The organism is Pelagimonas phthalicica (assembly GCF_004364805.1).
In the GTDB taxonomy this organism is placed as follows: domain Bacteria; phylum Pseudomonadota; class Alphaproteobacteria; order Rhodobacterales; family Rhodobacteraceae; genus Pelagimonas; species Pelagimonas phthalicica.
The window spans coordinates 1,406,858-1,426,445 of record NZ_SOAP01000001.1 but is presented as its reverse complement, the minus strand read 5'-3'; the positions used below and the strand labels follow the sequence as shown (position 1 = coordinate 1,426,445).

The window sequence follows — 19,588 nt, the reverse complement described above, 5'->3', positions numbered from 1 at the left end:
CGTTCTACAGGCATATCTGGACCAATCCCAAGCAAAGAGGCGCAGCGTGGCACATACGATCGTTGTCGGAAACGAAAAGGGCGGAGCGGGGAAATCCACCGTCTCCATGCATGTGGCCACGGCCCTGTCGCGCATGGGGCACCGCGTTGGCGCGTTGGATCTTGACCTGCGCCAAAAGACCATGGCGCGCTACCTCGAAAACCGCCGCAAATATCTGGATGCCCAGGGCCTTGATCTGCCCACACCGATCTATGTCGATCTCCCGGCGACCGAGGCGCAAAACGCGGCTGACGGCGAAAAGGCCTATGATACGCGCCTCAGCCAGGCGGTGGCCGAGTTGGAATCTCAATCGGATTTCATCGTGATCGATTGCCCGGGCTCTCATACCCGGCTGGCGCAAGTTGCCCATTCGCTGGCCGACACCCTGATCACGCCGCTCAATGACAGCTTTGTCGATTTTGACCTGCTGGCTAAGATCGACAGTGACGGGGAAAAGATCCTCGGCCCCTCGGTCTATTCTGAAATGGTCTGGTCTGCGCGGCAATTGCGGGCGCAGGCTGGTTTGCAGCCGATTGACTGGATCGTGCTGCGCAACCGCCTTGGGGCTCAGCAAATGGTCAACAAGAAAAAGATGGAGAGCGCTGTCACCCGGCTGGCCAAGCGGATCGGCTTTCGCGTGGCTCCGGGCTTTAACGAGCGGGTGATCTTTCGCGAATTGTTCCCGCGCGGCCTGACCCTGCTGGATCTGCGCGATATTGGCGTCAAGCAGCTCAACATCTCGAATATCGCCGCGCGTCAGGAGCTGCGTGACCTGATCAAAGCGCTGAACCTGCCCGGGGTCACTGTGGATTTTTAATCGCTACACCGCGACGCGTTCGCCAAACTGAAAAGGGCCGGGGACTACCCCGGCCCGTTTTCGTTACTCCGCAGGGACAGCCTGCACGGGGCTGTGGCCAAAGTGTTGACGACCCAAGCGCAACACCAGAGCAATCGCGATGATCTGCGCGATGATGGCCAGACCCGTCACGCTCCAATAGGCGACACCGAATTTGGCGATCAAACCAGAGGCGACGAGACCTTTGTTCACAAAGAAATGGATCATCACCGACAGGGCAACCGCTGGGCAGACCAAGGCATAGGACCCCGGGGAGGTCTTGGATCCGGTGACAAAGTCGTCGAAATACCCCTGCGCTTTCAACACAACCCAGCCCAGCCCGAGAAAGGCTAATTGGATCGCCAGCAGGCGGGTCAGAAAGATCATGGTTTCCCCGTCGCTGCCATGCACATCTAAAGTTGTGTGCAACCCATGGTTCTGACGCAGGAACATGATGCCCAACACGGTCACAATCGGCACGATGATCATCAATGTCGGTCCGGCTTCGCGCGCTGTCCCATGTTGCAACATCGAGGAAACTGCCGAGGCCGCAGCAAGGACCGTGTAAAGAATGGCGGTGACGCCAAGAATGGTCGACAACACCAGGGACACGCCAACGGTGGCGGGGGTCGTGCTCATCGCGGCGGGCGCGGCGAAACCGACAGCCACCATGGAAACGGCAAAGGCCGGCAAAAGCTGAGCAAAGCTGTTATGCGCCGTGACATCAAACACGCCGCCCTTGCTCAGGACCCGCCCCAGAAAGCGACCGATCAACCGTGCGGCAAGCACGCCAATCGCGGCAAAGGCGATCATCGCGAGGGGAAAGAGGTATTCGACCACGCTCCACAGGCCCGGCACAAAGACCAGCCCCACAATGAACATGGCGTTCACGGTCATGGCCAGAGCCAAGGGCATGGCCAGCAGCGTGGATTCGGCATTGGACTGCACGAGCTTTTGATAGGCCTCGGTCTGTTTGAACCGCCCCAATGCGGACAGGTTCCAAAGCAGCAGGCGCACATTCTGAAAAGCAAAGAACGCGATCCCGATCCAGGCCGTGACGATGGCGGCCTGCATCCATGGGCTACCCGAGGAAAAGGCGGCCATGATGTCTTCGAAAATCGGCACCGGGCGGCCCTTATGCGGGACCCAGAACATCAGGAACATGAAAAACGAAACTGTCACCCCGCCTGCGCCAAGCGAAGCCAGAAAGTAGAGCGGAGAGTAGCTGTCCGCTGGTTTTGTGTGCGTGGCCATGAGGGCCTCCATTAACATTCTGAATATGGAATGTAATATATATTCCAAAATCGGAATGTAAATATGTAATTTCCGGAATATGTATTTGCCTGCGCCTCCCCCCTTGGCCGTTAACCAGAAAGTAACCAAGGTTGCCTATCGATGAATCATGCGTAGATGGTTGCCTTTCCTCATTCTTTTACTCGGGGCCTGTGATGCGGCAGGCCCCGGGTTTCGCGGCATTCCCGGGATTGAGCGCGAATATGACGGGTCCAGATTCACGCTCCGGCACAATGGCGATGTGGTCGAGGCGATTCGCACCTCTCCGGAATGGCTGCCCAAATTTCCCGACGTGTCTGCCAAGGCGGCGCATCTGGCTCATATGGAAACCGGTTGCGATCCCGTCTGGGTCGATGGTGATGAATCCATGATGCGCGTTGGGCTGAAATGCGAGGGGCGCAAGGCCCCCAAACGCCCCCGCAAAAGGCGCACAATCTTTTGCGAAATCGGCGATCTTTGGCAAAGCGGGGAAAGCATCTCGGGCTACATGACCTGTGGATAACCCTATGCCGACCCCGCAATATCTTGTGGAGAAGTGGCGGCAAACCGCCAAATAGGCGTATATTTCGTTGACTCACAGGGGCTCGCCCGCCCAATCTGACCGCCAACAGCGGAATCAGGGCAGGCCTTTTGCGATTCAACAAACTCAGACTGACGGGCTTCAAAAGCTTTGTGGACCCAACTGATCTGGTCATCGCCGATGGCCTGACCGGTGTTGTGGGGCCAAATGGCTGTGGCAAGTCCAACCTGCTTGAGGCGTTGCGCTGGGTCATGGGCGAAACTCGCGCCAAAGCCATGCGTGGCGGCGGGATGGAGGATGTGATCTTTGCCGGGGCTGCGACCCGCCCGGCGCGCAACTTTGCCGAAGTGCTGCTGACCATCGACAATAGCGAACGCCTCGCCCCGGCGGGGTTCAATGACAGCGACCAGTTGGAGATCACCCGCCGCATCACCCGCGATGTCGGCAGCGCGTACAAGGTGAACTCAAAAGACACGCGCGCCCGCGATGTTCAGATGTTGTTCGCCGATGCCTCGACCGGGGCGCACAGCCCGGCTCTGGTTCGACAGGGACAGATTTCCGAATTGATCAACGCCAAGCCCAAAAACCGTCGCAAGGTTCTTGAAGATGCCGCCGGGATTGGTGGTCTCTACCAGCGGCGTCACGAGGCCGAGTTGAAGCTCAAGAATGCCGAGGCCAATCTTCTGCGCGTCGATGATGTGGTGGAACAACTGGCCGGGCAATTGGGACAACTGGCCCGTCAGGCCCGTCAGGCCGCACGCTACCGCGCCATTGGCGAAGAGCTGCGCCAGTCCGAAGGGATGTTGCTCTATCGCCGTTGGCGCGAGGCCGAAGAGGCACGCCTGGTCGCGCAGGATCAGTTGCGCGAAATGATCCAGCACGCGGCGCAGGCCGAAAAGATCGTGCGCGCAGCAGCGGCTTTGCGGGTCGAAAGCGAAGATGCCCTGCCGCCCCTGCGCGAAGAAGAGGCCATTGCCGCTGCGATCCTGCAACGTCTGGTGGTGCAGCGCGATGCCCTGTCGGATCAGGAAAAGCGCGCGGTGGAAACCATCGCCACGCTGAAACGCCGGATCGAACAGCTTGATCGCGACATGGAGCGCGAAGCCGGTCTGAACCACGATGCGGGCGAAACGATCAAACAGCTGGAATGGGAGGCCCGCGAGCTTGAGAAAGCCGCTGAGGGTCACGAAGATCGGTTGGAAGAGGCCTCGGATGCGGCCTCTGAGGCGGCCAGCATCTTGCATGAGCGCGAGGCAGACCTGTCGCAGCGCACCGAAGATGTGGCGCGTCTTGCCGCCCGCCACCAATCGGCGCAACGCTTCGTGGCGGATAGCCGCAAAGCCATGGATCGTGCCGAGGCCGAGGTTACCCGCGCGCGCCAAACAGTGGGGCAGGCGACCCTGACCTTGCAAGGCGCGGGCGAGGCGGCAGAGGCCGCTGAACAGGCGCAGGATGACGCGCAGGCCATGGCCGAACGCGCCGAAGAGTTGCTGGCCAATGCCGAAGAGGCCCGAACCGAAACCCAATCGCGCGAGGCTGAGGCGCGGGCAGAACGCTCCGAGGCTGAGGGCGAAATGAACGCGCTGCGGGCCGAGGTCACAGCCCTGGCCCGCCTTCTGGAACGCGACACTGCCGAGGGCGGCCAGATCCTGGATCGGTTGCAGGTCGAGCAGGGCTTTGAAAAGGCGCTCGGCGCGGCCCTGGCCGATGATCTGCGCGCCCCGCAGGTTGAGGCGGACGGCCCGACCGGCTGGTCCGAATTGCCAGCCTATGCCGAGAACCAACCGCTGCCCGAGGGCGTCACGCCTTTGTCGCGGCATGTTTCGGTGCCTGATGTTCTGGCCCGCCGCATGGATCAGATCGGTCTCGTTGGCTCAGATGATGGCCCGCGTTTGCAAGAGCATCTGAAACCCGGCCAGCGCCTTGTCACCCTCGAAGGGGATCTTTGGCGTTGGGACGGCTTCCGCGCTTGGGCCGAAGACCAGCCCTCGGCGGCTGCGCTGCGTCTGGAGCAGCTCAACCGGCTTGAGGCGTTGAAACAGGAAATGGCCGAAGCGTCGGCGCATCTGGATGGCACCCGCGCCGCCCATGAGGCGTTGCAGGCGCGTCTGGCCGAACTCACCGCCGCCGACAAATCCGCCCGTGAGGCGCGGCGCCAGGCTGACCAGCAACTCACCGCCGCCAATCGCGCCTATAACCGCGCCGAAGCGGACCGTGACATGGCCGAAAGCAAGCTGGAAAGCGCAACGCTCTCCGTGCGTCGTTATGAGGAAGAGATTGCCACCGCTCAGGAGCAGTTGACCGAGGCCGAGCGCGGATTGTCCGAGCTTGATGATCTCGACGAGGCGCGCGGTCAGGTCGAAGACATCAAAATGACCGTCGAAGCGGCGCTTATGACCATGATGGCCAAACGCTCTGCCCATGATGAGCTGCGCCGCGAAGGCGAGGCACGGGTTGGGCGCCGTCAACAGGTGACCAAGGAACTCTCGGGCTGGCGTCACCGCCTCGATACCGCAGAAAAGCGCGCGGGCGAGCTGGCGGATCGCAAAGAGGCCAGCCTTGAAGAGCTGGAAGAGGCGATCACCGTCCCTGATGAGCTGTCAGAAAAGCGCGATGAGCTGTCGGGCGGGATCGAAGAAGCCGAAGCGCGCAAGGCTGAGGCCACAGATGCGCTCAGCGTCGCCGAAAGCGCCCTGCGTAATGCCATCGCCGAAGAACGCGACGCCGAACGTCTGGCCAGCGAAGCCCGCGAAACCCGCGCCCGCGCCGAGGCCCGCGCCGAAGCCGCGCAGGAAACCGTTTCTGCTGCCGCCGAGCGCATTGCCGAAGACCTCGATTGTGGCCCCGAACAGCTGCTGGAACAGCTTGGCACATTGCCCGAGGACATGCCTGCCTCCGAGCAGATCGAACAGGATGTCGGGCGCCTGAAACGTCAGCGTGACGCCTTGGGGGCCGTGAACCTGCGCGCCGAAGAGGACGCCAAAGAGGTCCAGACCGAGCATGACGAATTGGTGCAGGAAAAGGCTGACCTTGAGGAAGCCATCCGCACCCTGCGCACCGGCATTGCCAGCCTCAACAAAGAGGGGCGCGAACGTCTGCTGACGGCCTTTGAGCAGGTCAATGCCAACTTCTCTATGCTTTTCACCCACCTCTTTGGCGGCGGCGAGGCCAATCTGGTCATGGTCGAAAGCGACGACCCGCTTGAGGCTGGGCTGGAAATCATGTGCCAACCGCCGGGCAAAAAGCTCTCGACCCTCAGCCTGTTGTCCGGTGGCGAACAGACCCTTACGGCGCTGGCGCTGATCTTTGGCGTCTTCCTCGCCAACCCGGCCCCGATCTGCGTGCTCGACGAGGTCGACGCGCCGCTGGATGACGCCAATGTGACCCGCATGTGTGACATGCTGGACGAGATGTGCCGCCGCACCGATACGCGCTTTTTGATCATCACCCACCATGCGGTGACCATGGCCCGTATGGATCGACTGTTTGGGGTGACCATGCAGGAACAGGGCGTTAGCCAGCTGGTCTCGGTCGATCTGAAAAAAGCAGAAAAACTGGTCGCATAATCGTGACGAAGCCGTTGGCTCCGGTTAGGGTATCCTGACATTCGGAGGTGCCCATGCGCGTGACCCTGACATTTCTGATGCTATTGGCCGCCCCGGTCTGGGCGCAAAGCTTTGTTCTCAAAAGCGGAGATGCCGCCTTTGAGAATGCCGAGCTGGATCAACGGCTGCGCGGTCAGGTTTTGACATTCTTTGATGATGGTCAGTCTAAATATTACGAAGACGGGCGGTATAGCTATACCTATGCCAATGACGGCGGCACCGCCTATGGCTATTGGGATATCAACCCGGCAGGCGCGGTCTGTATCCAGTTTCTCAACGAACAAACCCGCTGTGATATGTATGTCAAAAATGGCGACCGGTTGATCCTGATCACCGAAGAAGGTCACCGCTTTCCCGTGCGCCCATAGGCTGCCTTGATGAAGCTTTTCCTGCTCACGACGTTGACCATGGTGGCCTTTGCCGCCAATTCCCTTTTGACCCGCGCCGGGGTGTTCGGGGCCGGGTTGGATACCCAAAGCTTTGCCATGCTGCGGCTCATGTCCGGGGCCTTTGCGCTGATGGCGCTGTGCCGGTTAAACGGCATCCGCATTCAGGGCTTTGGCTGGAAACGGGTGGTCAGTGTCTTTGGCCTCGCGCTTTACATCATTGGATTCACTGATGCCTATCTGGTCATGGATGCCGGGATTGGCGCGTTATTGCTCTTTGGCACGGTGCAGGTGACCATGTTTTTCGGCGCGGTTCTGGCACGCGAAACCCTGCCGCCGCTCAGGATTGTTGGCTCGGCCCTGGCCTTTGGCGGATTGGTCTATCTCGTCTGGCCCTGGCAGGATATCTCCCGCTACCCGATTGGCGTTTTGATGATGATCGCGGCGGGCATTGGTTGGGGTATTTATTCACTTGCTGGTCGCGGCAGCGCTGCGCCTCTGGCCGACACCGCCGCCAATTTCCTTTTGGCCTGTTTGGTTGTCCCGCTGGTGTTCTGGGCGATGGGTGCCGACATGCCCATGCTGGCGGCACGGGCTGAGAACTGGGCTGGCATTGGCTATGCGGTGGCCAGTGGCGCGGTGGCCTCGGGCCTTGGCTATGCGCTGTGGTTCCACGTCTTGCCCCAGCTTCAGGCCAGCATTGCCGCCGTTGCCCAGCTCACCGTGCCACCCATTGCCATGGCGGGCGGGATGCTGTTTCTGGGCGAAGCGCTAACCCTGAAATTCACAATCGCCTCGGTTGTCATTCTGGGCGGTGTCGCCCTGTCTGTCTTGGGCCCGCGCTACTTGGTCAAAAGCTCCAACGCATCATAAGCAATCGCGTCAGACCAGGGGATATGGCGCAGGCTATCGGGTTTCAGATGTAACCTCTGCACCTCGTCTCGTGAAAAGAACCGCCGCTTGGTCACCACACCTTCGGGATCGGTCCACGCCGGTGGCAAGGCGCTGGTCAACTGGCAGCGAAAGAAGATCTCGACCTGATGGAACCCATCCGAAGGGTTGTGGAATTCATTGACCAGACAAGGCGCGCCGACCGTCACCGACAGCCCGCACTCCTCCATGATCTCGCGTGCCAGGTTATCGGGCAAAGATTGCCCTTTCTCGACACCGCCTCCTGGCGCGCACCAAAGATCCGACACCCCACCAGGCCAGGCATTGACCAAAAGCAGGCGGTCGCCCTGCAAAAGGACGCCACGTACGGCAAGCCGAATGGGGCGATTGGTCATGTGCTCTCCTTTTGCCCCTTTCCTACGGGGGCTGGGGTGCTTATTTCAAGCGCCATGAAAAATGTGCTGACATATGTGTTTCTGGTTTTAACTTGCCTCGCGACCCCGGCGCGCGCGGATTGCGTCGTCATGCTGCACGGGCTGGCGCGCACAGGCAATTCCTTTTTGGTCCTTGAGCGCGTGTTGCAAACCCGTGGTTACGAGGTGGTCGTCGCTGATTACCCCTCGACCGAGGCCCCGATCGAGCAATTGGTCCAAGTGATCCCCGAGGCCATCGGGCAGTGCCACGCGCCCGCGGTGCACTTCGTCACTCATTCTATGGGCGGCATCCTTTTACGCTACTGGACCGAGCATAATACCGCCCTTGGCATCAACCGTGTCGTCATGCTCGCCCCGCCCAATCAGGGCAGCGAGATTGTCGATGAATTGGGCGATCTGGCCCCGTTTGAATGGATTAACGGACCGGCAGGCCTGCAATTGCGCACCGGGGATGAGGGGATCACCTCGACCCTCGGTCCCGTGCAATTTGAACTGGGCGTGATTGCCGGATCCGACACCATGAATCCCGCCTTTTCCGCCTTTCTGCCGGGCGCAGATGATGGCAAGGTCACGGTTGAGTCAACAATCGTTGAGGGCATGAAGGCGCATCTGACCCTGCCGGTCACCCATACCTTTATCATGCAAGATCCCATGGCTATGGCGCAGGTCGATCTGTTCCTGCGCGAAGGCCGTTTTGACCCGGATCTGGATTGGACCCAAGAGGTGGACATGCACTTCTTTGGCTGCCTGGCGGGGATATGCCCGGCCAAGAAAAATGAGACACCCTATGAGCCTTGAGATCACGCTGAGCGGCGCGCGCTTTTTACGCCCCGATGGTTGGGATGACGCGCCCTTGCCCCTGGCGGGCGGGCAGTTTGTTGACGCACCTGCTGGGCGGGCGATTGACCTCAGTGGGTTTGACGTTCTGCCCGGTATCATTGATGTGCATGGCGATGGGTTTGAACGCCACATGGCCCCGCGCCGCGGGGCCTTGCGAGAACGTGATGCGGGCATGGTCGCCGTTGCGGCGGAACTGGCGGCCAATGGCATCACCACGGCGGTTCTGGCACAGTTCTGGAGCTGGGAGGGCGGGTTACGCGGCCCGGAATTTGCCCGCGAAGTCTTTGACTCCGTGCGCCTGATGCAGGACAGCGTGCCGATTGACCTACGCCTGCAAATGCGGCTTGAGACCCATATGCTGGATGATCTCGATGCGGCCGAGGCGCTGATAGCTGAACATGGCATTCGCTATGTGGTCTTTAACGATCACCTCCCCCATGCGCGTCTGGCCGAAGGGCGCAAGCCGCCGCGCCTGACTGGCCAAGCCCTCAAGAGCAAGCGCAACCCCGAGGACTATTTCAAATTCCTGCTGGACCTGCACGCGCGTGGCCCCGAGGTTGGCCCGGCGATGGAGGCTTTGACCGCGCGCTTGGCCGCGCAAGGCGTGACTATGGGCAGTCATGATGATCACAGCGCCGAGGATCGCGCGCTTTGGCGCGCGCGGCGTGCGCAGGTCTCGGAATTCCCCGAGACCCTGGAGGCCGCCCAAGCGGCCCGCGAGGCCGGGGATTTCATCGTGCTGGGCGCGCCCAATGTGGTGCGCGGGGCCAGCCATGCGGGCAATGTTTCGGCGCAGGACCTGATCGGGGCAGGGCTGTGTGATGCTCTGGCGTCAGATTACCACTATCCCTCACCCGCCCGCGCCGCCTGGCGCTGCTTCGAGCTGGGCCTTCTGGACGAGGCCGACGCCTGGCACCTGGTTTCTGCCGGACCGGCGCAGCTTTTGGGCTTGCAGGATCGTGGTCGGTTTGCGCCCGGTTGCCGCGCAGATCTGGTGGTGATGGAGCCGCAAACCCGCCGGATCGTGGCGACTCTGGCGGGCGGTCGCGTGGCATGGATGAGTGGAGACGTGGCACAACGTTTCGTCTAAGCGCACCCAAAATCCATTGATGGATTTTGCAAATTCCGTTGACGGAATTTGTTGCGCCTCCCTATAGCGTTTCGCGAAAATATTGGATCGCAAATACCTTGCCACGCTTCGCGTTCTCAGGACATTCGCGATCCGGGTGTCTCAACTATTTCTCGAAACGCTTAGCCCGAAACGATCCGGTTCACATGGGCCATTTTGCGGCCCGGTTTCACATCCGCCTTGCCATAAAGGTGCAGCGCGCAGGCGGGGTCTGCCATCAGCTCGGGCAGGCGGTCCATGTCGTCACCAATCAGGTTTTCCATCACCACATCCGAATGCCGGTTGCCATCGCCCAAAGGCCAGCCTGCGACCGCGCGGATATGCTGCTCAAACTGGCAGCAGGTACAGCCATTCTGTGTCCAATGGCCGGAATTATGCACACGCGGCGCTATTTCGTTGATCACCAACCCCTGCGGCGTGACAAAGAACTCGACCCCCAACACGCCGACATAATCCAGCGCATTCAGAATACGTCCGGCCATCAGCACGGCATCGGTCAGCAGTCGCGCCGGCACTTTCGCCGGAACTGTGGTGGTGTGCAAAATACCGTCGCGATGCACGTTTTCACCCGGATCAAAGGCCGAAACCTGACCATCTGCGCTGCGCGCGGCAATCACCGAAATTTCGCAGCTGAAATTCACAAACCCCTCAAGAACCGCCGGAGCCCCCTGCATATCTGCCAGCGCCTGAGCGGCATCCTCGGCGGATTTCAGGCGCGACTGGCCCTTGCCGTCATAGCCAAAGCGCCGGGTTTTCATGATCGAGGGCGTGCCAATTTCCGCCACCGCCGCCGTCATATCGACCTCGGATTCGACATTGGCAAAGGGGGCCGTGGACAGGCCCAGCTCGGCCAGGAACGTCTTTTCGGTCAGGCGATCCTGACTGATGCGCAGCGCTTCGCGATTGGGGTGGATCGGGCGCAGCGATTCCAACAGATCCAGCGACGAGGTCGGGATGTTCTCGAACTCATAGGTGATCACATCTACGGTTTCAGCAAAGGCGCGCAGGGTATCCGCATCTTCATATGAGGCGGTGGTCACCTTGGCCGCCACATCGGCAGCAGGTGGGTTGGCGCTGGGCTCAAAGATATGGGTCTTGAAGCCAAGGCGCGAGGCCGCGACTGACAACATCCGGCCAAGCTGGCCTCCTCCGAGGATACCGATGGTGGATCCGGGGGCGAGTGGCGTGGTCATGGCGGGCCTCCTGTTGAGATGAGGCTAGATGCCGCGAAAGAGGATCCCGATGCAAGAGGGGCAAAGGGGGCAATCTCTACGATTTGCCCCGTTTTTTGTACCTTTTGCCCTCAGATCAGGTCGCGATCAGGTTCATCTGCGATCGACGCTGACAAATCATTGCGCCATTTGTCCAGCCGCGCCGCCAGTTCTGCATCCTGCAGCGCCAGAATGCCCGCCGCCATCAACCCGCCATTCTTGGCCCCAGCTGCCCCAATGGCCATGGTCGCCACGGGAAACCCTCGCGGCATTTGCAGGATGGAATAAAGGCTATCGACACCGGACAAGGCACGGGTCTGCACCGGAATGCCAATCACAGGCACGCGGGTTTTAGACGCCATCATACCGGGCAAATGCGCGGCACCACCCGCGCCCGCAATGATCACCTGCAAACCACGATCCACAGCCGTCTTGCCATATTCCCACAACCGATCCGGGGTGCGGTGGGCCGAGACGATCTTGACCTCATGCGCGACACCCAGCTCTTCCAAAACATCGGCAGCTTCTTTCATGGTGGGCCAATCGGACTGGCTGCCCATGATGATCCCAACTTTGACGGCAGTGTTTGTGGCTTTGCTCATATCGATCCCCTGCGATGAAGAAGCGCGCACTATAGGCAGCCTGACCCATAGGGCAATGCGCCGGGTTCAGCGCAGATGATCCTGTGCCAGTTTTGCCATGAGAATATCATCATACCACTGACCGCCCAGGTTCACCGCCTCGCGCGCCACCCCTTCGCGGCGAAACCCGCAGGCTTCATAGCAGCGAATGGCGCGGGTGTTGATCTCAAGACAACGCAAGGCGACGCGGTGCAGGCCCAGCGTCCTGAACGCATGGTCCAGAATCAATGCCACCGCCTGCCGCCCGATCCCCTGACCCAGCCGCGCCGGATCAGCCAGGCCAATGGCCAGCGAGGCGCTGCCGTTGAACGTATCAAACCCATGCAGGCGCGCATCGCCGACAACCTGATCATCGACATCAATGATCCAGGCCGGATCATGATTGCTGATCCGTGTCACCCAATCCATCGCCACCTCGCGGGACCAGGGTTTCAGCTTGGCCGGATCAATGCCGTACATGCGCGCAATGGTCGGATCCTGCCCCAGGGCAAACCGCGCCTCTGCATCGCCAGCCCGGGGCGGGCGCAGGGTGACCGTTTCACCACGCAAAACACGCCCGTCAGTCTCCTCCTCCCCGACCAATCGCATGTCAGGCGATGATATCCGGCAACAGGCGATCCTCGATCAGGGCGATCTTGTCCTTGAGTTGCAGTTTCTTCTTCTTCAGGCGCTGCAGGGTCAACTGGTCAAAGGTGCCCGTGTTCTGCAAGGCGCGAATCGCATCGTCCAGGTCGCTATGCTCCTGCTTGAAAACCTCCAACTCGACGCGCAACACGTCATCGGTTTTCATGGACAGGTCTGTAGGCGCGTTCATGGTGGAACCCCCTGAAATACAACTGGCTTATAGGATAGCGGATTAATCGCGAATCCGCAAAGCCCTTGCACTAAAGCAAAGAGGTTCCCATATTCATAAAACGCGTCGGTCGCCAGGATGGGGCCGCCGCATGTGACGGTCGCTTTGCAAAAGGACGTGTCGATGACCAAACTGACCTTGGGGTCCTATCCCCATATGCTCGGCTTCGAGCAACTGGAGCGCCTGCTGGAGCGGACCGCAAAAACCAGTGAGGGCTATCCGCCTTTCAATATCGAACAAACTGCAGATTACGCGTATCGGATCACGCTTGCCGTGGCCGGTTTCGCAGAGGATGACCTGTCGATCACCGTCGAAGACCGCCAATTGGTGGTGCGCGGTCGGCAAAAGGACGATGGCAGCGAACGGGTGTTCCTGCATCGTGGCATCGCTTCGCGCCAGTTCCAGCGCTCTTTCGTGCTGGCGGATGGGGTCGAAGTGGGCGAGGCCAAGATGGAAAATGGCCTGCTGCATGTGGATCTGAAAATCAACCGTCCGGAAACGGTGGTTCAGACGATCCAAATCAAGAAAGGATGAGGCATGTTCGAAAAGTATGACTTTGACAAATCCGCCGAAGAAAAGCTGGTCTATGTCCGCCCGGTCAAGGGCAAGGATCTGCCAGATGACGTGCGCGCGCAGGTGGGCCGCCGCGCGACGCTTTATGCAGTGCATAATGCCGAAGGCGAACGTCTCGCGCTGGTCAAGGACCGTGCCTTGGCCTTTGTTCTGGCGCGCCAGAATGATTTGGCTCCGGTGACCGTTCACTAACTTGGGCTAATCGTGGTTGAACGGTTGTTTGACGTAAGTGCAGTCAATCTAGCAATGGCGATCCTGGCCGTTCTGGTGGTCGGGGTCGCGGTGGTGGATCGGCTTTGGCGATGGGCCAGGGCCAAGCAAAACAAGTCGGAAATAGCCGGCTGGCAAGCCGAGCTTTTGCGCCACAAAGACGCGCCCGATTTCTTTCAATATGTTGCGGCCTATCTGGCCAAGGTTGATCCGCAAGGGTGCGCACCAGAATTCGCTCCGCTTCTGCGTAAATGTCGCGCTGTTGTGACCGTTGACGTTGCTTTTAACGGCGAGGGGCTGGACTGGTTCGTGTTTCACGGTTCTGCTGCCGAGATTGAAGAGGCCGCCGAGGTGGTGGCAGAGCTGGGGTTGGACCCGCTGGTGCCAATCCTTCGCGAAGTCTTACCCTGGTTTGGCTGGAGTGAGGCCAACCCTCAGGCATCCGAATTTGACCACCCGGATCGGCAGGAATACATGGCCCGGCTGAGCGCGCTTCAACAGCGTTTTGCCGCGCTGGGCGGGGCGGATCTGGTTAGTGCGACGTTGAACGACGCGGTGCGCGACAGGTTGCCCGACATACTGGCCTATCGCCCGTGACCCAGGGCGATGGCCTGGGGGGGGGCGTTAAGATCTTGTTAAGTAGTTGACAGCTGTCAACTTTTTCCGACAGCAGCCGAAAACCACCCCCTCGCGCCAAGCGCCACCAAAATCCATCGATGGATTTTGCAAATTCCGTACACGGAATTTGGGCGCGTGTTGTAGCGGTACCAGTTTTTGTTGAAACAGAAAAAGGCCGGGGACTGCCCCGGCCTTTTCTTGGTTTTGTGCGAGACAATCCGCTTATTGCGCGGCGATCAGGCCCATGCTTTCCAGCTTCAGGATCACCTGATGGGCGCAGTTGTCGACTTCGACATTTTCGGTCTCGACGCTCAGCTCAGGGTTCTGCGGCACGTCATAAGGGTCCGAGATACCGGTGAACTCTTTGATCTTGCCTTCACGCGCCAGCTTGTACAGGCCCTTGCGGTCGCGGCGTTCACATTCCTCGATGCTGGTGGCAACGTGGACTTCGACAAAGGCACCGAATTGTTCGATGTCCTCGCGCACGGCGCGGCGGGTGGTGGCATAAGGGGCGATGGGCGCGCAGATGGCGATGCCGCCATTCTTGGTGATCTCAGAGGCCACATAACCAATGCGGCGGATGTTGAGGTCACGATGCTCTTTGCTGAAACCCAGCTCAGAGCTGAGGTTTTTACGCACAATGTCACCATCCAGCAGAGTCACCGGGCGGCCGCCCATTTCCATCAGCTTGACCATCAGCGCGTTGGCGATGGTGGATTTGCCCGAGCCGGAGAAACCGGTGAAGAACACGGTAAAGCCCTGCTGGCTGCGCGGTGGCTTGGTGCGGCGCAATTCCTTGACCACTTCGGGGAAGGAGAACCATTCGGGAATTTCCAGACCCTCGGCCAGACGGCGGCGCAGCTCGGTGCCCGAGATGTTCAGGATGGTGACATCATCCTTGTCAGCGATCTCATCCGCGGGCTCGTACTGAGCGCGTTCCTGCACGTAAACCATGTGCTTGAAGTCGACCATTTCCGCGCCGATCTCGTCCTGATGTGCGCGATAGAGGTCTTGCGCATCGTATGGACCGTAGAAGTCTTCGCCCTGGCTGTTCTTGCCGGGTCCAGCGTGGTCGCGGCCAACGATGAAGTGGGTGCAGCCGTGGTTCGCGCGGATCAGACCGTGCCAAACCGCCTCACGCGGGCCTGCCATACGCATGGCCAGGTTCAGCAGCGACATGGTGGTGGTCGATGCCGGGTATTTGTCCAGAACCGCTTCGTAGCAGCGCACGCGGGTAAAGTGATCAACGTCACCCGGCTTGGTCATGCCAACGATCGGGTGGATCAGCAGGTTGGCCTGCGCTTCTTTCGCGGCGCGGAATGTCAGCTCCTGGTGGGCGCGGTGCAGCGGGTTACGTGTCTGGAACGCAACCACTTTGCGCCAGCCCAGCTTGCGAAAATAGGCGCGCAGCTCGTTCGGGGTGTCGCGGCGGGCGCGGAAATCATAGTGAACCGGCTGCTGAATGCCGGTGATCGGGCCACCGAGATAGATCTTGCCAGCTGTGTTATGCAGGTAGTTCACCGCCGGATGCGCATCGTCATCGGCACCAAAGACTTTTTCCGCCTCAACCGATTTGTTCGGCTCCCAACGGTCAGTCACGGTCATGGTGGCGAGGATCACGCCCTCTTGGTCGCGCAGGGCGATGTCCTGACCAATCTCGATGGAGCCTGCGAATTCTTCGGATACGTCCAGAGTGATCGGCATCGGCCACAGGGTGCCGTCGGCCAGGCGCATGTTCTCCACAACGCCGTTGTAATCCTCTTCCGACAGGAAGCCTTTGAGCGGGTTGAAGCCGCCATTCATCAGCAGTTCCAGGTCGCAGATCTGGCGCGGGGTCAGATCGTGGCTGGTCAAATCTGCTGCTTCGACCTTCAGCTTCTGAGCGCTGTCATAAGAGACATAAAGCTCGGGGATGGGTGCAAGATTGTTTTGCATGATTTTGGTCCTGTGTTTAAACGGCTCTAGGCCGCTGGTCGTCCCGGTGAGTTCCGCGTGCAGAGCGTCATATTCTGCGAATTTGCGGGCCAAGAAATTGTCTCTGAGCCGGATCTGTTCGGCGGCGCCTTTGACGGTGATCGCATAGGCAAAGCGCTGGCGTTTGTCGGGGCCATCGCGGTCGCTGATCTTGATCAACCCTGCCTCGGCCGCCAGGCGCAATTGCGCATTCAGCTTGCCCAGTGACACGCCGACAGCCGCCGCCGTCGCGCGCTGAGACGCGTCAGGCGCGGCCTCAAGCTGGCGCAGCAGGCGAAAGAGCAGATCCTCTTCCTCAGCCAATTTTTGCGTGTCGGTTGGCATATCAGACTCAAAGTATGTTCACGCGTGAACGCATTGCACAGTTCGCAATCGCAGAAAAGCAAAAAATCCAACCCCTCGGGTCAATCGGCGGAATGCGGCAGATAGGCCACAAGGGGTGCGTGGCAAAACGCGAAACGGATTGCCCCAACGTTACGCTCGCAGCTTGGGTGTGGGCGGTTAGGGTGCGGCCATGGAATTTGACTATGTCATCGTGGGCGGCGGGTCAGCGGGCTCTGTCATGGCGTCGCGCCTGTCGGAAAACCCCAAGACCTCGGTTTGCCTGATCGAAGCCGGAGGGGCGGGGCAGGGCATCCTTGTGCGGGCGCCGGCTTTGGTGGCGGCCATGGTGCCGGGGTACCTCAAGCTCAACAACTGGGCGTTCAAAACCGTCCCGCAGCCGCATCTGAACGGGCGGCGCGGGTTTCAGCCGCGCGGCAAGGCCTTGGGCGGCTCTTCGGCGATCAACGCCATGCTCTATATTCGCGGCCACCCTTCGGATTATGATGATTGGGCCAATCTGGGTTGTGCGGGCTGGGATTGGCAATCGGTGCTGCCCTATTTCAAAAAGGCCGAGGGCAATAGGCGCGGATCTAGCGATCTGCATTCCGCTGACGGTCCGTTGCAGGTGCGCGACCAATCCGAACCGCGGGCGATCACCCATGCCTATCTTGAGGCCTGCAAACAGGCGCAATTGCCGCTCACCAAAGATTTCAACGGTGCGCAGCAAGAGGGAGCCGGGCTGTATCAGGTCACGCAGTTTCACTCAGGCCCGAAGGCAGGGGAGCGTTGTTCCGCCGCGGCGGCCTATCTGCCGCCCGAGGTCAAACGCCGGAGCAACCTGACGATCCTGACCCGCGCGCAGGTTTTGCGAGTCGTGACCGAAGGCAAGCGCGCGGTTGGCGTAGACATGCGTCGCAACGGTCAGGAACAGCGCGTGCAAGCACAGGCTGAGGTGATCCTGAGCGCGGGGGCTTTTGGCTCACCTCAGCTCTTGATGCTGTCGGGCATCGGCCCGGCGGAGGAGCTGAGCAAACATGGCATTCCCCCGGTCCATGTCGCGCCGCAGGTTGGGCAAAACCTGCAGGATCATCTGGATTACACCCTGTCCTATAAATCCAAACGTCCCGATACCGTCGGGCTCAGCGCGCGCGGAGCCTGGCAATTGGCGCGTGCCGGTCTGCGGTGGCGCAAGGATGGGTCGGGCCTGTTTGCCTCGCCCATGGCTGAGGGCGGCGGGTTTTTCCGCACCTCTCCAGATTTGGAGCGGCCGGATATTCAGCTGCATTTCGTTGTCGGTATTGTCGATGATCACATGCGCAAGCTGCATTATGGCTTTGGCTATTCCTGCCATGTCTGCGTGCTGCGGCCCGAGAGCCGTGGGCATGTGCGCTTGCGCTCCGCCGATCCTTTGGCCGCGCCGCGCATTGACCCAAATTTCCTGTCATCAGAGGGCGATCTTGAGGCGATGACGCGCGGGGCGCGGATGATGGAACAGATCATGCAGGCCGAGGCCCTGACCCCCTGGCGCGGTCAAAAGCTGTTTGCCCATGATGGCAGTGACGCCGCGCTTGAGGCTGATATTCGCGCCCGTGCCGACACGATCTATCATCCGGTGGGCACTTGCCGCATGGGCAATGATCCCGAGGCGGTGTGCGACCTGCAAGGGCGGGTCAACGGGGTGGAGGGGCTGCGCGTTGTGGATGCGTCCCTGATGCCCAGACTGGTCGGCGGCAATACCAATGCGCCAACCATCATGATGGCGGAAAAGATCTCGGCCGAGATGAAGGCGGATTAACCTTCAAGCCCCCAGCCGTCCGGGGTGAACCCATGCTCCAGCGCGGCGCGGGTTGCGACCTCTTCGCCGATCCAGATCCCGTCGGCAGACACGACCTGATCCATCAAGGTGGCCACCAGATAAGGGGCCTCGCCATCCTCAGGCTCGATATATTCACAAGTGTAATCGGCGCGGCTTAGCGTATCGGCCAAGGGCCGCCAATCGGCCTCATCCGAGCTGGGCACAAAGAAATAGTCCACATCGGCAATCTCAGGCAGCCCATGTTCGGATTGCAATTCCTCATAGGTCGCAAAGGTTTCGGCCTTTTGGGCGGCAAGATCATGGGTCATGGAGCTCTCCTTGGGCCGACTTACTGCGCTGCCTTTACCCGAGCGGCGCGCGCCTGTCACCAAAAGAAACCCTATGTTTCTTCTTGGTCCAAATACTCTGGGGGGGTGGGGGTGAAACCCCCACTCCGATGCGGGATTTATTCCTGTTCGGCCAGAAAACGCTCGGCCTCGAGCGCCGCCATGCAGCCCATGCCCGCCGATGTCACCGCTTGACGGTATTTGTGATCGGTCAGGTCGCCCGCCGCAAAGACACCAGGGATCGAGGTCGCGGTGCTGTCCGGCTTGGTCACCACATAGCCGCCCATATGGGTCTCCAGCACATCTTTGACCAACTCATTGGCCGGGGCGTGGCCGATGGCGACAAAGACACCGGCGCAGTCAATGACTTGTTCTTCGCCGGTCTTGGTGTGTTTGACGCGCACGCCTGTCACGCCTTTGGGATTGTCATCCCCCAGCACTTCCTGAACCTCGTGGAACCAGAGCGGTTCGATCTTTTCATTCTTGAACAGACGGTCCTGCAGGATCTTTTCCGAGCGCAGCTCATCGCGGCGGTGGATCAGCGTCACCTTAGAGGCAAAGTTGGTCAGGAACAGCGCTTCTTCGACGGCAGTGTTGCCGCCGCCGATCACGACAATCTCTTTGCCGCGATAGAAAAAGCCGTCACAGGTTGCGCAGGCCGAGACGCCAAAGCCCTTGAAGGCTTCTTCGCTCTCAAGCCCCAACCATTTCGCACGCGCGCCGGTGGCGAGGATGATCGAATCGGCGGTGTATACCGTGCCGCTATCGCCCTGCGCCACAAAGGGGCGCTGGTCAAAATTGATCGAGGTGATGATATCGCCAATGATCTCGGTGCCCATGGCGCGGGCGTGCTCTTCCATTTTCATCATCAGTTCAGGGCCCTGAATGTCGATGAAGGATGGATAGTTTTCCACCTCGGTGGTGGTGGTCAACTGGCCGCCTGGCTCAAGGCCCTGGACCAGAATGGGCTCGATCATGGCACGAGCCGCATAAACAGCGGCGGTATAGCCCGCAGGGCCGGAACCGACGATCAGAACTTTGGTGTGGCGGGTCTCAGACATGTGGGCTCT

20 protein-coding genes are annotated in these 19,588 nt (G+C 60.3%); 11 read left to right on the top strand and 9 right to left on the bottom strand.

Annotated elements, in window-relative coordinates; genetic code table 11:
* Positions 1–46: 46 nt before the first annotated feature.
* Positions 47–856, top strand: coding sequence for a division plane positioning ATPase MipZ (locus CLV87_RS07090; RefSeq protein ID WP_099242437.1), 810 nt, complete (start codon positions 47–49; stop codon positions 854–856).
* A gap of 63 nt (positions 857–919) precedes the next feature.
* Here CLV87_RS07090 and CLV87_RS07085 read toward each other — a convergent pair whose 3' ends face one another.
* Positions 920–2,128: a TsoY family (seleno)protein gene (locus CLV87_RS07085; protein WP_099244649.1), complete on the bottom strand. Its 1,209-nt coding sequence runs from the start codon at positions 2,126–2,128 to the stop codon at positions 920–922.
* 148 nt (positions 2,129–2,276) lie between these two features.
* On the opposite strand from CLV87_RS07085, the gene CLV87_RS07080 reads away from it, so the two are divergent.
* The 4 genes from CLV87_RS07080 (at position 2,277) to CLV87_RS07065 (ending at position 7,551) form a co-directional block, all read left to right on the top strand.
* The gene (locus CLV87_RS07080) at positions 2,277–2,669 is read left to right on the top strand and encodes a hypothetical protein (RefSeq protein ID WP_099242439.1); all 393 of its coding nucleotides are present in this window, start codon (positions 2,277–2,279) and stop codon (positions 2,667–2,669) included.
* A 128-nt stretch (positions 2,670–2,797) separates the two neighbouring features.
* Positions 2,798–6,253, top strand: coding sequence for a chromosome segregation protein SMC (gene smc, locus CLV87_RS07075; protein WP_099242441.1), 3,456 nt, complete (start codon positions 2,798–2,800; stop codon positions 6,251–6,253).
* Between the two features lie 53 nt (positions 6,254–6,306).
* On the top strand, positions 6,307–6,660 hold the full coding sequence (locus CLV87_RS07070) for a hypothetical protein (protein WP_099242443.1): 354 nt from the start codon (positions 6,307–6,309) through the stop codon (positions 6,658–6,660).
* A gap of 9 nt (positions 6,661–6,669) precedes the next feature.
* Positions 6,670–7,551 (top strand): DMT family transporter, encoded by an 882-nt coding sequence (locus CLV87_RS07065; protein WP_099242445.1) that lies wholly within the window; start codon positions 6,670–6,672, stop codon positions 7,549–7,551.
* Here the strand turns inward: CLV87_RS07065 and CLV87_RS07060 are convergent.
* Entirely contained in the window at positions 7,521–7,964 is a 444-nt protein-coding gene (locus tag CLV87_RS07060) for an NUDIX domain-containing protein (RefSeq protein ID WP_099242446.1), read from the bottom strand. The two genes, CLV87_RS07065 and CLV87_RS07060, sit on opposite strands and share 31 nt — an antisense overlap.
* 54 nt (positions 7,965–8,018) lie before the next feature.
* Here CLV87_RS07060 and CLV87_RS07055 point away from each other — a divergent pair, with 54 nt between their 5' ends.
* Both CLV87_RS07055 and CLV87_RS07050 read left to right on the top strand, forming a co-directional pair.
* Positions 8,019–8,801, top strand: a complete 783-nt coding sequence (locus CLV87_RS07055) for an esterase/lipase family protein (protein ID WP_133840747.1) — start codon at positions 8,019–8,021, stop codon at positions 8,799–8,801.
* On the top strand, positions 8,791–9,933 hold the full coding sequence (locus CLV87_RS07050) for an alpha-D-ribose 1-methylphosphonate 5-triphosphate diphosphatase (protein ID WP_099242448.1): 1,143 nt from the start codon (positions 8,791–8,793) through the stop codon (positions 9,931–9,933). The genes CLV87_RS07055 and CLV87_RS07050 overlap by 11 nt, the downstream gene beginning before the upstream one ends.
* 161 nt (positions 9,934–10,094) lie before the next feature.
* Here the strand turns inward: CLV87_RS07050 and CLV87_RS07045 are convergent, their stop codons facing one another.
* The 4 genes from CLV87_RS07045 to CLV87_RS07030 all read right to left on the bottom strand — a co-directional run bounded on the left by CLV87_RS07045 (position 10,095) and on the right by CLV87_RS07030 (position 12,638).
* Positions 10,095–11,165, bottom strand: a complete 1,071-nt coding sequence (locus CLV87_RS07045) for a 5-(carboxyamino)imidazole ribonucleotide synthase (RefSeq protein ID WP_099242450.1) — start codon at positions 11,163–11,165, stop codon at positions 10,095–10,097.
* Between the two features lie 110 nt (positions 11,166–11,275).
* A complete protein-coding gene (gene purE, locus CLV87_RS07040; RefSeq protein ID WP_099242452.1) occupies positions 11,276–11,785 on the bottom strand; it encodes a 5-(carboxyamino)imidazole ribonucleotide mutase in 510 nt (169 codons plus the stop codon).
* A gap of 66 nt (positions 11,786–11,851) precedes the next feature.
* Entirely contained in the window at positions 11,852–12,412 is a 561-nt protein-coding gene (locus tag CLV87_RS07035) for a GNAT family N-acetyltransferase (protein WP_099242454.1), read from the bottom strand.
* 1 nt (position 12,413) lies between these two features.
* Positions 12,414–12,638 (bottom strand): YdcH family protein, encoded by a 225-nt coding sequence (locus CLV87_RS07030; RefSeq protein ID WP_099242455.1) that lies wholly within the window; start codon positions 12,636–12,638, stop codon positions 12,414–12,416.
* A gap of 162 nt (positions 12,639–12,800) precedes the next feature.
* Here CLV87_RS07030 and CLV87_RS07025 point away from each other — a divergent pair, with 162 nt between their 5' ends.
* From CLV87_RS07025 to CLV87_RS07015, 3 genes are read left to right on the top strand one after another with little or no spacing between them, the layout of a single operon-like run.
* On the top strand, positions 12,801–13,211 hold the full coding sequence (locus tag CLV87_RS07025; RefSeq protein WP_099244651.1) for an Hsp20 family protein: 411 nt from the start codon (positions 12,801–12,803) through the stop codon (positions 13,209–13,211).
* A gap of 3 nt (positions 13,212–13,214) precedes the next feature.
* The gene (locus CLV87_RS07020) at positions 13,215–13,442 is read left to right on the top strand and encodes a DUF1150 family protein (protein WP_099242457.1); all 228 of its coding nucleotides are present in this window, start codon (positions 13,215–13,217) and stop codon (positions 13,440–13,442) included.
* Positions 13,443–13,454: 12 nt separating this feature from the next.
* Complete coding sequence (locus CLV87_RS07015) at positions 13,455–14,057, top strand: hypothetical protein (RefSeq protein WP_133840714.1); 603 nt, start codon at positions 13,455–13,457, stop codon at positions 14,055–14,057.
* 243 nt (positions 14,058–14,300) lie between these two features.
* Here CLV87_RS07015 and CLV87_RS07010 read toward each other — a convergent pair whose 3' ends face one another.
* Entirely contained in the window at positions 14,301–16,376 is a 2,076-nt protein-coding gene (locus CLV87_RS07010; protein WP_099242461.1) for a bifunctional sulfate adenylyltransferase/adenylylsulfate kinase, read from the bottom strand.
* Between the two features lie 190 nt (positions 16,377–16,566).
* Here CLV87_RS07010 and CLV87_RS07005 point away from each other — a divergent pair, with 190 nt between their 5' ends.
* The gene (locus CLV87_RS07005; protein ID WP_099242463.1) at positions 16,567–18,171 is read left to right on the top strand and encodes a GMC family oxidoreductase; all 1,605 of its coding nucleotides are present in this window, start codon (positions 16,567–16,569) and stop codon (positions 18,169–18,171) included.
* On the opposite strand, the gene CLV87_RS07000 is transcribed toward CLV87_RS07005, so the two are convergent.
* Both CLV87_RS07000 and trxB read right to left on the bottom strand, forming a co-directional pair.
* Positions 18,168–18,500, bottom strand: coding sequence for a ribonuclease E inhibitor RraB (locus CLV87_RS07000; RefSeq protein WP_099242465.1), 333 nt, complete (start codon positions 18,498–18,500; stop codon positions 18,168–18,170). The genes CLV87_RS07005 and CLV87_RS07000 overlap by 4 nt on opposite strands.
* Positions 18,501–18,637: 137 nt before the next feature.
* Entirely contained in the window at positions 18,638–19,579 is a 942-nt protein-coding gene (trxB, locus tag CLV87_RS06995; RefSeq protein ID WP_099242467.1) for a thioredoxin-disulfide reductase, read from the bottom strand.
* Positions 19,580–19,588 lie beyond the last annotated feature (9 nt).

What these genes read in the sequence shown, in the direction of transcription:
- purE (WP_099242452.1), bottom strand. Translation starts at nt 11,785, where the DNA reads ATGAGCAAAGCCACAAACACTGCCGTCAAAGTTGGGATCATCATGGGC.
- CLV87_RS07020 (WP_099242457.1), top strand. Translation starts at nt 13,215, where the DNA reads ATGTTCGAAAAGTATGACTTTGACAAATCCGCCGAAGAAAAGCTGGTC.
- CLV87_RS07045 (WP_099242450.1), bottom strand. Translation starts at nt 11,165, where the DNA reads ATGACCACGCCACTCGCCCCCGGATCCACCATCGGTATCCTCGGAGGA.
- CLV87_RS07005 (WP_099242463.1), top strand. Translation starts at nt 16,567, where the DNA reads ATGGAATTTGACTATGTCATCGTGGGCGGCGGGTCAGCGGGCTCTGTC.
- CLV87_RS07050 (WP_099242448.1), top strand. Translation starts at nt 8,791, where the DNA reads ATGAGCCTTGAGATCACGCTGAGCGGCGCGCGCTTTTTACGCCCCGAT.
- CLV87_RS07035 (WP_099242454.1), bottom strand. Translation starts at nt 12,412, where the DNA reads ATGCGATTGGTCGGGGAGGAGGAGACTGACGGGCGTGTTTTGCGTGGT.
- trxB (WP_099242467.1), bottom strand. Translation starts at nt 19,579, where the DNA reads ATGTCTGAGACCCGCCACACCAAAGTTCTGATCGTCGGTTCCGGCCCT.
- CLV87_RS07010 (WP_099242461.1), bottom strand. Translation starts at nt 16,376, where the DNA reads ATGCCAACCGACACGCAAAAATTGGCTGAGGAAGAGGATCTGCTCTTT.
- CLV87_RS07025 (WP_099244651.1), top strand. Translation starts at nt 12,801, where the DNA reads ATGACCAAACTGACCTTGGGGTCCTATCCCCATATGCTCGGCTTCGAG.
- CLV87_RS07065 (WP_099242445.1), top strand. Translation starts at nt 6,670, where the DNA reads ATGAAGCTTTTCCTGCTCACGACGTTGACCATGGTGGCCTTTGCCGCC.
- CLV87_RS07000 (WP_099242465.1), bottom strand. Translation starts at nt 18,500, where the DNA reads ATGACCCATGATCTTGCCGCCCAAAAGGCCGAAACCTTTGCGACCTAT.
- CLV87_RS07080 (WP_099242439.1), top strand. Translation starts at nt 2,277, where the DNA reads ATGCGTAGATGGTTGCCTTTCCTCATTCTTTTACTCGGGGCCTGTGAT.
- CLV87_RS07030 (WP_099242455.1), bottom strand. Translation starts at nt 12,638, where the DNA reads ATGAACGCGCCTACAGACCTGTCCATGAAAACCGATGACGTGTTGCGC.
- CLV87_RS07085 (WP_099244649.1), bottom strand. Translation starts at nt 2,128, where the DNA reads ATGGCCACGCACACAAAACCAGCGGACAGCTACTCTCCGCTCTACTTT.
- CLV87_RS07070 (WP_099242443.1), top strand. Translation starts at nt 6,307, where the DNA reads ATGCGCGTGACCCTGACATTTCTGATGCTATTGGCCGCCCCGGTCTGG.
- CLV87_RS07060 (WP_099242446.1), bottom strand. Translation starts at nt 7,964, where the DNA reads ATGACCAATCGCCCCATTCGGCTTGCCGTACGTGGCGTCCTTTTGCAG.
- CLV87_RS07055 (WP_133840747.1), top strand. Translation starts at nt 8,019, where the DNA reads ATGAAAAATGTGCTGACATATGTGTTTCTGGTTTTAACTTGCCTCGCG.